Consider the following 16447-nt stretch of genomic DNA (forward strand, 5'->3'; position numbering starts at 1 on the left):
AACTTTTCATCCCCGTTCACAGAACGGGGTATTCAAGTTTTGAAGATTTCATAAAATCGTTATGAATGGTTGAGAGGAGGGGAGACATGAGCGGGAAGGAAGATTTGATTTCCAGGATCATAGAGATTGAGTGGGGTATGTTTTCGACGGTAAAAAACAGGGGGGGAAGGGCTTCCTGTCAGGAGGAACCGGAAACCTTCAAAATCGTCCGGACAAGTAATTTCCTGAACTGGTCTGAAGCCACCCTGGAAAGCTACCTGCAGGACCTTGAAGAGGCAAAAAAGATGGGAAGGAATTTGATGACAGAAAAGTATGCCCGTATGGAAGGCCTGATCCCGTCTCCTGACACGGAAACCCTCTCATTGATCAATAAGATCGTTGCCATAGAATGCGGGTGGCTGGAAGAGCTGGCAAAAAAATCTCCTCACCTCAAGCCTGCGCGGCCGATTTATAGTGCAGATGATTCACCATGGGGAGTATCTTCTGAGACCTATGCCCGGGGGGAACTTGCCACCTATTCAAGAAGGACCCTTGAACTTTATTACGAAGACCTCCTCAATATGAAGTCGAAAAACCTGAATCGAGTGGAAATGATTTTTAATACGATGCTGGAAAGATTCAGAAATGAAGCTGGTGTACAGGGAGGGTAAAGGGGTCAGGGGTCAGTTAACCTTTTACCGTCCGGTATAACCCAGCCCCTCTATATACATATACATATACATACATACATATACAAATCATTATTTTCGAGATGGGTTCTTGCTCCCACCACCTTTTCCACCAGCCAAAGATTGGTATCCACATGCCCAGTGGTGCGAGGTATGACGTATTCTGGGGGGACGTTGTTTGCTTGTCAAGTAGATGGAGCCAACTTTTCATGGATTCACGACCCTTCGTTTCTTTCGTGTGAATATGAAAACATGTTGATAGCTTCTGATATTTTCTCAGGAGCCCCAAGGACAAAAAGTACATCATTGGAAAGAAGGAGCGTGTCTGCACCCGGGTTGGACAATATTTGTGAGTCCCGTCGTATTGCCACCACGGAAACCCCATAACGCTTCCTTAACTCGGTCTGGGCAAGATTTTTCCCAATTAACGGTGATCCTGGCAGGATCTGAAACGTACTGATATCAACATCATGAAGCTGAAGTTTCAAATCAAAAAAAGATGCCGACGGTTTAGAAAGGCTTCGAAACATCTCGTAACCATCTGCTCGCACCTCAGCGACCAGCCTTTCGATTTCATCTCTGGGTATAAAATATTTCGTCAAAACCAGAGTAAAGATCTCTATTGAAGTTTCAAACTCTTCTGGAATTACTTCGTTGGCTCCTAATTCATACAGAGGCTTCATCTCTTGGAGATAACGGGTTCGTACGATCAAATGAACTTTCGGATTAAGTTTTCGAATTGCTCCTGTAATTCGACGAGTCGCGGTAGGGTCGTTTATGGCCACTACAACGATTCTCGCTTCATTGATGTTTGCATACCGAAGTACGGCTTCCTGGGTTGCATCGCCATAATAAATAGGCTCGCCCTTTGCTTGTTCGCTCCTTACTGTTTCCGGGTTCATTTCAATGATTGCATAGGGGATACCGGCAACTCTGCCGGCGCGTGCCACATTTCTCCCGTTCACTCCGAAACCGATTATAATAAGGTGGTCTTTCCGGTCCACGACCTTTGTTTCTGAAACAGGATAAAAGCCTGATATCAGCCTTTTCGGAAGCGGCAACCGTAGGATAATGCCCGCTAGGCGGGGCGCCAAGTTTATAATAAATGGTGTCGCCGCCATACTAAGAACAGAGACAGCCAGAAACATTTGATAAATATTTCCGGCCAGCAAACCGTGTTCAATACCGGTTCTGGATAAAATGAAAGAAAATTCACCGATCTGGCCGAGCGCCAAACCGACTAAAATTCCGATGCGAAGTGGAAATCCCAGTAAAATGGTAACAGATCCAGCGATGATAGCTTTCAAAACCAAAACGCTTAGCGCAATCAGCACGATAAATCCCGGTTGCTGGAAGAGAAAACCGACATCAAACATCATGCCAATGGAGACAAAAAAGAAGGTTGTAAAGACATCCCGAAAGGGTAGAATATTCCCGAGGGCCTGATGGCTGTATTCAGATTCGGAAATGATCAATCCTGCTAAAAACGCGCCCATGGCCAGGGACAGCCCGGCCTTAGAGGTAAGCCACGCAACACCAAAGCATATTACAACCACGCTTAATAGAAAAAGTTCGTGATTACGTGTCCTTGCGATTTGATACAACACCTGGGGAACGATCCATCTGGCAGAGACCAATGCCAACAGGATGATAACGATTCCTTTGGTTAGAAGAACGAGGAGGGATTGGCCTAAATTTCCTGTTGCTCCAGCCAGTAGCGGCGTGACCAAGATCATTGGAACAACAATAATATCCTGGAAGATCAGGATGCCAAGACTTGTACGCCCGTGTGGACTATCAACTTCGGCTCTTTCTTGGATTAGTTTGAGCACAATCACCGTGCTGCTGAGGGCTACGAGAAACCCGATGAAGACCGCCTCACCAAAGGCATGGTCAAACTGCCTAACTATGAACAAAGTAGCCAAACAGGTTAGCAAAACCTGAAGCGAGCCGCCCATCAGGACGGACTTCCTGATTTGTAACAGTCTCTTAAGTGAGAACTCGATTCCAATAGTAAAAAGCAATAACACAACACCGACTTCAGCAAAAATTTCAACTTCATGAATTGCCTTTACCAGTCCAATTCCGTAAGGCCCGACGAATATCCCGGTGAGGAGGAATCCTACAATCGCCGGCACGCGAAGTCGATGGCATATAAAGAGCACAGCAATAGCGAGTCCAAATATAATAACAATGTCATTTAGCAGCGGTATCTCCATAGTCTAATTTACCTTTTAATTAATCTTGGGTAAACCCCCGGCTCTGCCGGGAGACTCCCGGGGTTTGACAGTTCCGGGAATAAAGGAAACCTCCTATCCGGAGGGAAAAGGGGTCAGAGTTATTTCCCCCCTTTTCTCATAGAGGCGCCGATCACTGTATCCGACCTGAGCCTGAACAAGTGATCAAGCATCAAAGTGTCTTCCTCCGTCATGTGAATTGACCTGTTACGATCTTCTTTCTTGTGAGCGACCGTTATCTAATCCTCCCCTGATGTATAAACACAGGCGGGATCTGAAGCAAACCAGTCCCCTGTCAATTGATGGGCCCTGGCCCGGCAGCCGCCGCAAACAAAGCTGTAGGCGCATTCTCCACAGGCGCCTTTTAGGCGGTTCGGATCATGTATCTCTCTGAAGAACCGGCTCGAGATTACCTCCGACCATATCTCTTCAAGTCCCTTTTCCCTGATATTGCCGAGTTTGAGGTCTACAAAGAGACAGGGGATTATGTCGCCGTTTGCAGCTACATTCAGATAGTTTCCGATTCTGCATATCCTGTAGGTGTCGTTTCCGTGCTGGCTGAGAACCCGGGAGTATATGGGGTCGTAAACATAAAAGCTGAGGCCTGTCTTCTTCTTTATTTCGTCCGCCCGGTGGTAGAACTGGTGTAAATATTCCTCGTATTCCACGCCTGTCAACGCCAACTCGCGGTATACATTGACACCCCTGCCGATGGGGCGCAAGCTCATCCAGCACCCCTCTACCCCCAGTCCCGCAGCAAAATCCAGGAGGTCCAAAGTTTCTTTGGCGTTGGGTTTTATCAGGGTAGATGTTATTCCTTGAAGGATACCAGCCGAGAGACAACTATCAATGGTTTCTCTTGTTTTCTCGTAAGTACGCTCACTCTGGCTGAGTAGATTACAGACCTCTGACGTCAGGGCGTCGAGAGCAATGTCCACCTTTACCCCTCTTCCGGCCATTTTCTCCACCCATTTCCTGTTGCCGCTCGTTCCTTTCGTAATTATACTGCACGAAAGGGAGAGACTGCGGGCATAGTCAAGGAGCTCAAAGAGATCTTCCCTCAACAGGGGTTCCCCGCCGATAATAACGAAGTATTTAGAAAACTCTGCCACCTGCCGGATCAACTCCTTCGCTTCTGCGGTTGAAAGTTCGTCTGAGCCTTCCGGCTTACTGTCGTAACAACAATAGATACATCTGAGATTACATTTATTTGTGGCAAACCAGTACACTTCGGGGCATGGTTTTGCATTTTGCATAGGGTTTTATCCTCAATCGGTTGACCCTTCCTAACGTCAGGGCATGCCTTTTACCGCCCGGTATAACCCAACCCCTCTATATACAAACTACTGTTTTCGAGGCGGATGCTTGCTCCCACCTTCTCCACCAGCCAGAGATTGGTATCCACATGTTCGGTGGTGCGAGGTATGACGCATTCTGTGACGCCGCCGGCAAGAGCAGCGTAGATGATCAACTGATCTGCCAGGCGCCTGTCAACGGTAGCGCCTGTCATCAAGTCTTCGAGGAGATTTCGCGCCACATACCTCCCGATATCTTCAGAACTGCGCCCCCTCTTACCTGCCTGGTCAGAGCCTAACAGGCAACCGGAATCCGTCTCTGCCCAGAGTGTCAGACTTGCCCCTGCCTGCAGGGCAGTTTCGTCCCATAGGGTTTCAATTTTTGCACTATAGCCACTCCTGGCGAGGACCTTCCGGCACTCTTCCGCCATCCTCTGGCTGACATTCTTTTCTCTCAGGCGGGAGGAAAGAGCAAGACCGCTGATCTGCTTAATCTTCCCCTGTGTGAGCAGTTTCAAAGGTTTTACGCCCTTATTAACCGGTGCGATCTTAACCTTAATGATGCCGCCACCTCGGGGGACGTAGCCGGGACGGATTATCTCCAGTTCTGCCTTGATTCCCATTTTTCTCAGGATGGGGAATAATACGTGCTGCATGTGATGGGCCGAGGGGGCAAAGTCCTGGAAGAGTCCGCCCGAGATTTCCAGAACGGTTTCCCTTTCGGCAAAGAGGGCCAGGGGAAGCAGGGTCATTACCAGCAGGGTGGTCGAGCCGGCAGTGCCGATTTCCCACAGATATGGGCCGCCCTTTACCCTTTTCCCTGGCTTGTAGACAATTTCTCTGGAGTTCACTTCTGCCCCTTCCACATGGGCATCACACATCCGGGCACAGGCCGTTACAGAGGCAAGATGCTGAGGACGGAGGCCAGGCTTATCCCTCTTTGCCCTGATATTGGTTAGGTGGAGATCCTCGCCAAGCAGAGAGGAGAGGGCTACCGCATAGCGCACGATAGTTCCGCTTCCCGACTTCGCTGACCCATCAATATAAATCATACTTCTATCTTTACTATTTGAGATTGCGGAAAAAATATGCTCCCGGTGGGAATTAAGATTTTTTCAGGAATAATCCTGCTGCAGGCAAGCTTTGTATTGCGAAAATGGCTGCAAATTCAGCTAACCACAAACACTATGTTGGACGTTTTGTCTTTTGTATTGGTCTCCCGTCAGTCTTTGTGATCGGGGCACAGAGATTCCCAGAAGCCTTCATACTTCATTGTCTTCTCGTGTTGTGACCGCCAGTGAGTATCAATCAATTCCGTCTCATCCATTTCCCTGGAAGATGTGCCCATCCAGTGGGCACTACCTTGGTCTCTGGACGGGACTCTTGACCTGACAACAAAGGGGGTTAGAAGCTAAGGGTAAACTGATTTATGTAGCCTGTATAAACTAAGACGCTATGCGCGAGCACGTCTCTCCCCACAAGGCAATGGATTTGTTGACCTTTGAGGGGTGCCTCTATTGCAATTGCTTCAACAATGACATTATTGGGGAAGATGAAGCGGACACTATACTGATAGCAGGGAATGCTCTCAGAGGATGGAGTGCTAATGTTGACTACACTAATTGGTTGAAGCCCTAACTGCTGGACTAAAGTGGGTTGAATAACACTGCCGGTGGCTCCCGTATCAATCATACCTTTACCAGCCACTGGATCAGGGACCTTCCCACCAGTCTTTCGTATTGCCTGTTCGACGGAAGTGCCAACCCAAACCCTCATATCGACAAGTGGACCCAAAGTCTGTAAGTTCGGAAGTTGGGTCGTGAAGGAGGGCATTGTTCCTAAACCCCCAAGAGATTGGATACAAAACTTAGTGGTACTTCGACCTTAGAAACCTGCTTGACGAAAAACGGCACGTTTCCAAGCTCCTGATAACCCGAAGTTATTGCATCAAACTGTGAATCAAAGGCGCCAAGGACACGTTTTTCATGGATCACCACGAACTTCCCTTCGTGGGCTCCAACCAGAGACTCGAAATTTTCCTCATATGTTTTTAATTCGACAGCAAGCAACTCGGGCATATATGTACCTCCTTCCTACACATGCTTATATCTGCCTTTTTATGAAATAATCTCATAATCTCAACCGAGAGTCAAGTTCAACATAGTGGCAAGGCAATTTGTCACAATTGCTCGGTCTGTTCGTCCAACGTCAGAAGTAAGCCACCGGGCTACAGACTATGCCATGTGCACCGGCGAAATTCCCGGTCGGTTTGAGTGAGTGGTTAGCTGTTTTTATTAATAACTATAATGCGCAAACCGCTTCGCCCGTGTTTAGAATATGTTTTTTGTAGAAATAATCAAGCGGAAAGTTCTTGACTTATTAGAACATATGTTCTATAAATAAAAAACGCTATTAAATACAATATATGGTATATTAATAAAAAATAAAACAACATTTAGTATTATTAATAGTCTCCAAATTATTTAACTCAACTATTTAAGATTATAAATGGAGGGCAAATTATGATACTTAATAACAAACAAATAGAGGAGGCTTATCAAAAAGGTGATATACTTATTAACCCATTTGATGAATCACAAGTTCAGGCCGCGACATATGATTTTAGGGTAGGAGATCAGGGAGCGACCACAAGCACGAAAAAAATTGTAAATATCAGAGAGGCGGGTTATCTCTTGCTTCAACCAGGCGATTTTGGTGTTATAACTGTCTTGGAAGAAGTTCGCTTAGGGCCACAACATGCAGCAAGATTCGGTCTTCGTTCAAAGTATGCCCGGAAGGGATTAATTGCAACTACAGGGCCACAAATTGATCCAGGTTTTCACGGTAAACTCATTATAGGTGTAACAAATCTCACTCCAAAACCAGTTTCACTTCCATATAGGGACGACTTGGTTTCTGTCGAGTTTCATCGTCTTGAAGAACCTTCTACAAAACCATATTGTGGACCGTATCAACATAAAATGGAATTGGGTGCTGAAGAAATCGAGTTCATTACAGAGACAGAAGGTATGGCTCTTTCGGAAGTTCTAACCACATTACGCTCTCTTAGCGCAAACGTCGGACAACTTTCCAAAGAAGTAAAGATTATGCAGTGGGTGATACCTGTTATATTAACAATTGGATTGGCTATTCTTGGGATGATGATTGCTTTAAAATGAATGTGCATAAAACAGATATTTGCTCATCACTCCCCACTTCATTATTATACTGGATAATCAAACTCGAGTGGCATTGTATCACCATATTTAGTACTACTCCGACAATTCATGTTTTATGTCATTCCGAACGACCGAAGGGAGTGAAGAATCTTTCCGTCCAGGGTCTAATTTGTGAGATTTCTCGTCGCTGCGCTTCTCGGAATGACAATGTGTCGGAGTAGTATTAGGTGATAAATACCTCCATTGGGGGTTAAATTTTATTTGTAGCTAACGCCGGTCGAGCGATTGGTTAGGCGGGCCGCTGTCAGCGGTCCACCGACAATCGCGAGTCCGGGCGTAGCAGGGCAGTTCCACCGTAAGGCAGGCGAGAGCGTGGAGACGCGCCCTTATTATTGCTTCTATCCAATTTTTACACGGTGCGTCTCAAGCGGCCCGCCTTACAATTATTATAAGAATTTCCCATTTATTGCTAAATTTCCCATAATCTCTGTATAAAATCAATTAAAATATCTCCTGATTATTAACTTTTTTGTTGATTAACCTTCGTATTTTTGCTTTCATAACATGTAAAAGAGAACCTCGTATATTGTAGGAAAATTGTCATATATGCCGGAAAAAAGAATTTTACCAGAATTTCAAAACTTTCTTCATATAAAGTAACTGTAACTATTCAGGTAGGCACAGAGCACCAAAGGCACAAAGTAGGAAAAAAACAACGAAACGACCCTGCTCCGCTCTGCTTTGTGCCTATGTGCCTTTGCCACTTTGTGCCTGAGTAGTTACAAGTAACTATACATTTTGGGTCTGCATTAGACAAGCAAAATGTCGTCTAATGCTGTGATTGGGTATGTTATACGGCTATGCTGTGTCTTTTACTATCTCTACCCAGAGTAGATGTTTGAGTCTTTCTCTGGTTTTAATGTCTCGGATTGATTCAAGATACGAGTTAACAACCTGAGCAATCCTATTTTTTAGTGCTTCTAACTCTGAAAGAATATTGTCTAAGTGGCCATCATCTTTGGGAACTTTCACCTTCTCCAGCCCCACCTCAAGAAATACCCTGAGATAGCGGGCTTCTTCCTCAGAGCCACATTCAATATGTTGCCTGCCAGAAGAGAGTCTCCATCCAAACAAACTTCGCTCAATTTTTATCTCGCCGGATGCTTTGGGAAGTATTTTTGTTAAGAGAGGTTTCAAGGTAAGAATCTTCTCTCTATAGAATTTGCCGAGTGTCTCCTCACCGATATTGCTCATCACGGTTTTTACAAAGGCATCTACATCTATCCCTTCTTTTGTTTTTTTCTTTTTTCCAAAACTCTTTGCCTTCTCAATTCTTGATTTAACCAGGTCTATTACTGCCCGATAAACCTCAAGTTGCTCCTCTTCTGTAAGCCCTAAGATTTCACCCATAATGATTTTATCCAGTTCTCTACGGTCAGGCTTGACTTTGGAAAGGGATACTTCGGCGGGGGAAGAGGCGCCAAGCTCGTGGAAGATAGATAAGATTTTTCTATCGCTAATATGTCTTAAGAGAGATGAAAGACGTCGCTGTAATTCCTTAGTAATACTGGAGGGAATTTGCAAACGTTCGACTTGATAAACATTTGTATAAACTGCACCCTCTCCTAAATTTGTAATCCCATCTATCTCAATCATTAGAGGAATGATGGAGCTATTTAGATAGGCGTGAAACAAGGTATAATCGGCCTTGTTTTTAAGGTAAATGTAAAAGAATCTTTTGTCTGCCCAAGTTTTTTGCGTGTCATATATCCCATATCTGTCGTTATAAGCATCGGACCAAATGAGATCGGGTTTTTCCCAAATCCCCAAGTCATACCATCTTCCTCTACTTGCACAGGTTGGCCTTTTATCAAATCCCTTACGGTCACCTTCTTGAATGTATCTCAGGATATTTGTACCCTTCAAATCCTTCTTGTCCTTATGAACCATCAAAACCCGGTATTTCAAATCTTCCGGTTTAACGACGATGGATTTGCATTCCCGTGGAGATTTGATGACATAATTCGGCACCCAATTCCCGTTCTCATCCTGATGCATCCAGAACTCTTTCTCAATCCCTTTTTCCTTTATCTCCTCCTCGGTAAGATAGAAGAACTCATTGGCACCGGTAGTGAAGCCACGCCTTACCTCGGCGATCTCCTTTAGGGGCACAAGCTTACCTTTGCCCTTTTCAAGAATCTTAAAGAAAATCTCCGGTGCTCTAAGATATTTACCCCACTTTGCTCCAACATATTTTTGCTCTTCTATGTCGAACCCTTCCTCCCCTAATTCCTTCTGGCTCTTGGGGTAGATTCTCAATTCCTCGTTTTCATAAAAATCATTGTGGGCGAGGATGGTCTTTTTGAGTTTGTCTATGGCAGTGAGCCTCTCTACCTGCTTTTCCCACATGTCCTGGGCTGGGGGGATAAAGTTTCGCAGAGACTTTTTGAGATAGACAAAGCGAACGAGGTTTTCGTCCCTTTCCCTTTTATCCCTGCACTTTTGAAGGATGATGATACAGGTGTTGATGTCCGCCTCTTCAAACCAGCGTTCTACCTTAGATTCTATGATGGCAATAATTTTGTAATTTTTTAGAAAGAAATCCTGAAGCCCTTTGCCGTAGTCCACATCGAGCCAGGAGTTGGAGACGATGAAACCGAAATGACCACCGTCTTTCAGAAACTTTGTGCCGTGGACAAAGAAGTAGGCATGGATGCCAGCCCTTTTTCCAATTTCAGCAATCTTTTTGTTGAGAAAATAAAGGGCCTTTTCAATCAAGTTCCCCTTATATGCAGCATCCTCAGGGGAGATATCGCTTATTTCCTCCTGTCTTGTATAGGGAGGATTGCCCACAACTGCATCAAACCATCGGGGAAAGGTAACCTCCCTCTCCTCCCGACCAAGTGTCCTTGCCCTTGTCTTTCTCCATTTCTCAGGGTCGAAGCCTTCATCTCCAACAAGAAGGGCGAAGAAATCTTCCTGAAGGATATTAGGATAATTCTTGTCTACACCCAGGTCGTTGATGGCAAGGTTAATCGTAGCAAGGTGGGCAGGGAACTTAGCAATGTCATTTCCCCAAAGCGTGGTCAGGATGTCCTCGTGCCCTTTGCGTTGATTCATCAGTTTTTTGTGCTGGTAAGCTCTCACCAGAAATGTCCCTGCCCCGCAGGCTGGGTCAAGGATTCTGTCATCTTCGTGGTGTAAACAGAACTTGAGAATTAAATCCACCACATCGGGGCTGGTGAAATACTGACCCAGATTGTGGCGCTCATCCTGTGGAATAAGTCGTTCAAAGATTCTGCCTATGACATCATAACCGAGCCTGGAAAAATCGTATTTTTTGAGGATAGTGATAAGTTCCTTTATCTCTTTGATGACCTCTTTTGCTTCAGGGAAAGCGATGGTATCTATAAAGTCAGTGGTATAAATAGTCTCGTAGTCAATCTTCAGGACTTCATCAAAGAAACTCTGGAGAATCTTTTGGAGTTGCGCCCCTTTCAGCAAGCTTTCGGGTATTTCAAGAGGAGCCAGTTCATGAGGCCTCTTTGCCTGAAGAAGGTTGTAGAAGAGAATTTTGTTGACAAGAAGATAGGCGGTTTGTCTTGATGCCTTATCAAAGTCCTGAGACTGCCAGGCAAAATTCCAGCCCTGATCTACAAACCAGTTTTTGAGGCTCTTAGCGAAAGAAGAGTTCTTGTGGCATTGGTCATCAATAATCCTTCTGTAGTAGGTAGAGAGAACCCTTATCTTCTCCTGAAGTCTGAAGATTAAAAACTCATCTATTGCCTGTTTGGGTTCAGGTTCTCTGCCAGAATGGACGGAATAAAGTCTGGTGAGAAAATCTGCAAGCCCCTTCTTTATAGGCTCTCTGTATCTTGTCTGTTCAATATCATCCAGATTCTCAAGTTCTGAGAGGGCGTATTTTTCAACGATTTGTTCTTCTTCTGGTCTCAGTGCATTTACCTTTTCCGTGCTAAACCAGATGAGTCTTTTGAAATTGGTGAGAGCAAAGTATTTTGCTTTTCTCTGAGTTGCCTTCTCTCTGGCGGGCCATTTCAATTCTTTTTCGTCAAAGACATCGTGGTATGGAGGCTTTGCCTCCAATACACAGAGGATATTTTGGCTCCCGCGGGATTCATAGATAACTGTATCCGGCATCTTTCTATCATCGCCCGAAGTTTCAACATCGGGCAGGCCGAGGTCAAGATTTTTACGCTCAATAATCTCCCTCATCCAGTGCATCAGAATGGCTACCGCCGTTCGCTCTGTCTTGTGAGCGATCATCCCAAAGGGACTGGGAATTTTTGTTGATTTTGCCTTGATTTTACTTTTCAATGTCTTTGCTCTCAGGAGATCCCTCGGATAAGACCTGATTCACAATTCTTCGGGCAATCTCAAAGGCAGCCGCAATTTTTATGATTTTCACATCGGCAAGCCCTTTGATTTCTAAAAACTTTTCCAGAGGCTGATTAGCCATTCCCTTGAATGAGCCGAACTTTGCAAAAATTTCTTCCGCAATCTTTTCTGCTGGCTTCCCTTTGATGCCTGTAGAAATCAGGATTGAAAGCAATTCTACATCTGAAAGGCTTTCCGCACCGAGTTCTCTGAGTTTGCCGCCGGGATGGCGCCACTGCTGCATCTCGGAGCCACCCGTAATCTGGTGGTCGGTAGTACTCTTTTTCATAAAATCTTCTTCTCCTTTTTCAGGAACGGCATTGCTTATAATTATAGGATTAGCGCATTTTTAGCAATCCCTTATCTTTCACTATGACTGTGTCCTGCAACCAGTGCCTGTCATCCCTCTCAGGATAATCAATATTATAATGGAGACCTCTGCTTTCTTTCCTCATTCTGGCACATTTAACGATGAGTTTTGCTACCGTGGCAATGTTTCGGAGTTCCACTAAATCCCTCGTGATGATAAAATTTCTGTAGTATTCGTCAATCTCCCTGTTAATCAGGACGATTCGCCGTTCCGCCCGTTCCAGTCTTTTATTTGACCGGACAATGCCCACGTAATTCCCCATACACCTCCTGATCTCATCCCAGTTATGAGAAACGACAATAGATTCATCACTTTCTGTGGCTCCACGGGGATCCCAGGAAGGGATGGGAATGGGATCGTCTTTGATTTCCGGGAACTGCCCGGCTATACTGACAAATGACCTGTGGGAAAACACCACCGCTTCAAGAAGCGAGTTGCTTGCCAAGCGATTGGCCCCATGGAGACCGGTGCAGGAGACCTCGCCACAGGCAAAGAGTCTCTCGATGTTCGTTTCCCCAAAATGATCGACCAATACGCCTCCGCAGAGATAATGAGCGGCAGGAACAACGGGAATCTGATCCTTTGTGATATCAATGCCGAACTCCAGGCATTTCTGGTAGATATTGGGGAATCTGTTGATGAGAAAATCCCTGTCTCTGTGGGTGATGTCGAGGAGGACATACTCATCGCCTGATTTTTTCAGTTCCGCATCTATGGCTCTGGCCACTATATCCCTCGGGGCAAGATTCTTCATGGGGTGGTATTTTTCCATGAAGGTTTTGCCGCTTTTCAATTTCAGGATGCCCCCTTCTCCACGGACGACCTCACTGATGAGAAACGATTTCGCTTCCGGATGGAAGAGGCAGGTCGGATGAAACTGGATGAATTCCATATTGGCGATTTGCGCCCCCACCCTGTAAGCCATGGCGATGCCGTCACCGGTGGCGATGTCGGGATTAGTAGTGATGAGGTACACTTTACCGGCGCCACCGGTGGTCAGAATGGTGAACTTGGCTCTGAATGTAGGTATCTCGTTATGATCAATATCCAGGGCATAGGCCCCGAGGCACTTATCACCATTGTTCTTTTCCTGTTTAAGAAGGACAGATTTTAAAATAAGATCAATGGCAATATAATTTTCATAAATACTTATATTTTTTTTCCGACTTGCTTTTTCGTGTAGGGCACGTTCGATTTCCCTGCCGGTAAGGTCTTTCGCGTGGAAGATCCTCCTGTGCGAATGTCCCCCTTCCTGTCCGAGGTCGTAAAGGGTGGAATTGTTATTCTCCGTTCTCGCAAATTCAACCCCCCATTTCTCCAGTTCCCTTATCCTTTCCGGTCCTTCCGTAACAACGAATTTTACCGCCTCTTCTTTGCAGAGACCTGCCCCACAGGTGAGGGTATCGTTGATATGATATTCAAACCGGTCCGTCTTGTCGGCAACGGCGGCTATCCCCCCCTGGGCATAGTTCGTGCTCGATTCGGATTTTTCCTTTTTCGTGATGATGGCTACCGTTCCCAGATCGGCGGCCTTGATGGCAAAGCAAAGCCCCGCGATACCGCTTCCTATAACCAGAAAATCTGTGACTATCTCCATGCATTTTTACCTTTCTTGGTTCGAAGAATGAAAAGTTTGTTTACAAGCGTTTGGATTTCTATATATACTTTTCCAATCTTTGTAAAAGGAAAATATCTTCAAGGACAGAGGCATGCTGGTTTTAGGTATAGAGTCTTCCTGTGATGAGACGGCGGCGGCGGTTGTTAGTAATGGCCGTTTTATTCTCTCTAATATTGTTGCTTCCCAGATTGATGTCCATAGCCGGTATGGCGGTGTCGTACCGGAGATTGCCTCCAGGAAGCATATTGAGGCAATAGCGCCGGTGATACTTCAGGCCCTTGATGGTGCGCAGGTCACACTGAATGATATTGAAGGGATAGCAGTGACGATGGGTCCGGGATTGGTCGGTTCTCTTCTTGTGGGTCTGTCCGTGGCGAAGGCAATTGCTTTCGCCAGGAACATACCTTTCGTCGGAGTGAATCACCTTGAGGGCCATATTGCCTCGATCTTCCTCACAGAGGGGAAAATCGCCTTTCCCTTTGTGGCCCTTGTTGCTTCCGGTGGCCATACGACTATTTATCTGGTAAAAGGTTTTGAGAACTTTACAGTCCTGGGGCAAACGAGGGATGACGCTGCCGGAGAAGCCTTTGATAAGGGGGCCAAAATGCTGGGGCTCGGTTATCCGGGGGGGATTGTTATTGATCAACTGGCTAAAAGGGGAGAGCGAAACTGGCTGAAATTTCCGAGGGCGATGAAGGACAGTTTAGATTTTAGCTTCAGCGGCCTGAAGACTGCACTTCTGACCTGTATCAAAAGACGGGGATACCCCTTTAGCGGGGATGAATTACCCCATGTAGCCGCCAGTTATCAGGAGGCTATTGCCGATGTCCTGGTAGAAAAGACCTTGAGGGCGGCGGAGACGTCTTCTGTTTTCCGTGTTGTTGTATGCGGCGGGGTTGCGGCAAACAGCCGCCTGAGAGAACTGTTTTATGAGAACGCCGGCGAGAGGGGGGTTGAGGTGTTTATCCCTCCTCCTGTTTTGTGCACCGACAATGCCGCTATGATTGCCGCTTTAGGTGAACATCTCTTAAGAGCGGGAAGATGCGATGCCCTGAATCTGAATGCAATTTCCAGATGGCCGTCTATTCCTGACCCTTTCCACTGCCGGAAGGACGAAGGTAGCCACCTGGGCTGAGATGAGAAAAAACAACATAGACAAACTCAAGGGGTTTTACGAGCGGTTTATCAGCCTGAAAGGTGAACCGAAGACCATTGCCATGGGTATGGCAATGGGTGTTTTTATCGGTGTAACTCCCACTATCCCGTTTCATACAGCCCTGATTATTGTATCATGTCTCATCTTCAGGCAGAACATCGCCTCTGCCATTCTTGGTTCCTGGATCATCTCCAATCCTCTCACCATCCCGCTTTTTTATGTTTCGGAATATAAGTTGGGCAGGTACCTGTTGAGAAGCGACCATTTTCAGGTCGTCTTTACGGACTATTCGATATGGAATGTTGTCAGCATGGGGTGGCGTGTTGCCGTTCCGTTGCTCACGGGAGGCATTATCGTTGCTCTCTTTTTCGCTCTCCCCGCATATTTTATCACCTACCGCCTCGTACTGACGGTAAGAAAGAATCGTAACCAATGACCACACCCAGAAAAATCCTTAAAAATCACGGTATCCGACCACGGAAACGTTTGGGACAGTCATTCCTCAAAGATAGAAATATTACAGACAGGATTGTTCAGACAGCCGATATCCGAAAGGAGGATACCGTTGTGGAGATAGGCGCCGGCCTGGGAATCATGACAGAGCTGCTGGCGGCCCAGGCCCGAAGGGTTATTGCCCTTGAGATAGATCCGTACCTGGTGTCCCTTCTCCGGGAAGAGCTGAAAGGCCACCCCAACGTGGAGATCATCCCGACCGATGTCCTTAAATATGATTTTTCTCTGGCCTGTCAGGAGTGTTTATCAGGCAAGTTGAAGGTTATTGGTAATATACCTTATAACATTTCCTCGCAGATATTGTTTCATTTAATATCCTACAAGCGCTGCATTGCATGCATGATCTTGATGTTTCAAAAGGAAATGGCCGATCGTATTGTCGCCCCTGTGGGAACAAAGGATTACGGCGTACCTTCCGTAGCGCTTTCCATGTACGGTATCGTCTCCCATGAGATGACCGTACCTCCTGAGTGTTTTTACCCCCAACCTAAGGTGATGTCTTCTGTACTGAAGATCGTGATGCGACAAAAGCCTCTGGTTGACTTAAAGGATGATGATTTTTTCAGGAAGATCGTAAAGATTGCTTTTTCGAAGAGGAGGAAAACCCTCTTGAATAATCTCCGTAGTGCAAATCTGCCGTTTTGTGAAAGGGAGATAAATTTATCTCTTGAGGCGGCGGGCATTGATGGCAGGAGGAGGGGGGAGACTCTGACAACGGAAGAGTTTGGTGTATTAAGCAATGTCCTTTTCAATAAAATCACAGGCAATCACCTTTCATTTTCCGTGATGCCCCAACCGGGCGAAGATATTAGTTCAAACCAAGGGAATAATTGTAACAATTAACTGAACATGTTATGATAATAGGTAAATATCTGAAAGTGGAAAGGCTCTGGGTTCCGGGTCCAATGGATATCTTATTTCAGGGGGAAGAAACTCCAATCGGACCTATAGTGGACTGGATCAAGCAACGAATCTGATTCGCACAACAAATAAATACAATGATATAATAATAACTT

Annotated in this window: 13 protein-coding genes; 5 read left to right on the forward strand and 8 right to left on the reverse strand. The window is 45.8% G+C overall.

The genetic code is table 11. The features are described 5' to 3' along the window. The first annotated feature begins 86 nt into the window (after nucleotides 1-86). Nucleotides 87-650, forward strand: coding sequence for a DUF4125 family protein (locus QMD03_03960; protein ID MDI6776387.1), 564 nt, complete (start codon nucleotides 87-89; stop codon nucleotides 648-650). Between the two features lie 233 nt (nucleotides 651-883). Here QMD03_03960 and QMD03_03965 read toward each other — a convergent pair whose 3' ends face one another. The 5 genes from QMD03_03965 to QMD03_03985 form a co-directional block, all read right to left on the reverse strand. Further along, on the reverse strand, nucleotides 884-2887 hold the full coding sequence (locus QMD03_03965; GenBank protein MDI6776388.1) for a cation:proton antiporter: 2004 nt from the start codon (nucleotides 2885-2887) through the stop codon (nucleotides 884-886). A gap of 257 nt (nucleotides 2888-3144) precedes the next feature. Beyond that, nucleotides 3145-4161 carry a radical SAM protein gene (locus QMD03_03970; protein MDI6776389.1) on the reverse strand — a complete coding sequence of 339 codons (1017 nt, stop codon included), beginning with the start codon at nucleotides 4159-4161 and terminating at the stop codon, nucleotides 3145-3147. Between the two features lie 50 nt (nucleotides 4162-4211). Beyond that, nucleotides 4212-5252 (reverse strand): RNA 3'-terminal phosphate cyclase, encoded by a 1041-nt coding sequence (rtcA, locus tag QMD03_03975; GenBank protein ID MDI6776390.1) that lies wholly within the window; start codon nucleotides 5250-5252, stop codon nucleotides 4212-4214. A gap of 352 nt (nucleotides 5253-5604) precedes the next feature. Further along, nucleotides 5605-5907, reverse strand: a complete 303-nt coding sequence (locus QMD03_03980) for an aspartyl protease family protein (protein MDI6776391.1) — start codon at nucleotides 5905-5907, stop codon at nucleotides 5605-5607. A 131-nt stretch (nucleotides 5908-6038) separates the two neighbouring features. Further along, nucleotides 6039-6278, reverse strand: coding sequence for a hypothetical protein (locus QMD03_03985; protein ID MDI6776392.1), 240 nt, complete (start codon nucleotides 6276-6278; stop codon nucleotides 6039-6041). Between the two features lie 444 nt (nucleotides 6279-6722). Here QMD03_03985 and dcd point away from each other — a divergent pair, with 444 nt between their 5' ends. After that, on the forward strand, nucleotides 6723-7379 hold the full coding sequence (dcd, locus tag QMD03_03990) for a dCTP deaminase (GenBank protein MDI6776393.1): 657 nt from the start codon (nucleotides 6723-6725) through the stop codon (nucleotides 7377-7379). An 858-nt stretch (nucleotides 7380-8237) separates the two neighbouring features. On the opposite strand, the gene QMD03_03995 is transcribed toward dcd, so the two are convergent. Genes QMD03_03995 through nadB form a run of 3 tightly spaced genes read right to left on the reverse strand, consistent with a single transcriptional unit; the run spans nucleotide 8238 to nucleotide 13741 of the window. Next, nucleotides 8238-11714 (reverse strand): N-6 DNA methylase, encoded by a 3477-nt coding sequence (locus QMD03_03995; protein MDI6776394.1) that lies wholly within the window; start codon nucleotides 11712-11714, stop codon nucleotides 8238-8240. Continuing rightward, nucleotides 11704-12063: a hypothetical protein gene (locus QMD03_04000; protein ID MDI6776395.1), complete on the reverse strand. Its 360-nt coding sequence runs from the start codon at nucleotides 12061-12063 to the stop codon at nucleotides 11704-11706. The genes QMD03_03995 and QMD03_04000 overlap by 11 nt, the downstream gene beginning before the upstream one ends. A 49-nt stretch (nucleotides 12064-12112) precedes the next feature. After that, a complete protein-coding gene (nadB, locus tag QMD03_04005; GenBank protein ID MDI6776396.1) occupies nucleotides 12113-13741 on the reverse strand; it encodes an L-aspartate oxidase in 1629 nt (542 codons plus the stop codon). 112 nt (nucleotides 13742-13853) lie between these two features. On the opposite strand from nadB, the gene tsaD reads away from it, so the two are divergent. From tsaD to rsmA, 3 genes are read left to right on the forward strand one after another with little or no spacing between them, the layout of a single operon-like run. Further along, nucleotides 13854-14897 (forward strand): tRNA (adenosine(37)-N6)-threonylcarbamoyltransferase complex transferase subunit TsaD, encoded by a 1044-nt coding sequence (tsaD, locus tag QMD03_04010; protein MDI6776397.1) that lies wholly within the window; start codon nucleotides 13854-13856, stop codon nucleotides 14895-14897. Nucleotide 14898: 1 nt separating this feature from the next. Further along, nucleotides 14899-15354, forward strand: coding sequence for a DUF2062 domain-containing protein (locus QMD03_04015; protein MDI6776398.1), 456 nt, complete (start codon nucleotides 14899-14901; stop codon nucleotides 15352-15354). Next, nucleotides 15351-16274 (forward strand): 16S rRNA (adenine(1518)-N(6)/adenine(1519)-N(6))-dimethyltransferase RsmA, encoded by a 924-nt coding sequence (rsmA, locus tag QMD03_04020; protein MDI6776399.1) that lies wholly within the window; start codon nucleotides 15351-15353, stop codon nucleotides 16272-16274. The genes QMD03_04015 and rsmA overlap by 4 nt, the downstream gene beginning before the upstream one ends. Nucleotides 16275-16447 lie beyond the last annotated feature (173 nt).

Source organism: Syntrophales bacterium (assembly GCA_030018935.1).
Classification (GTDB): domain Bacteria; phylum Desulfobacterota; class Syntrophia; order Syntrophales; family CG2-30-49-12; genus CG2-30-49-12.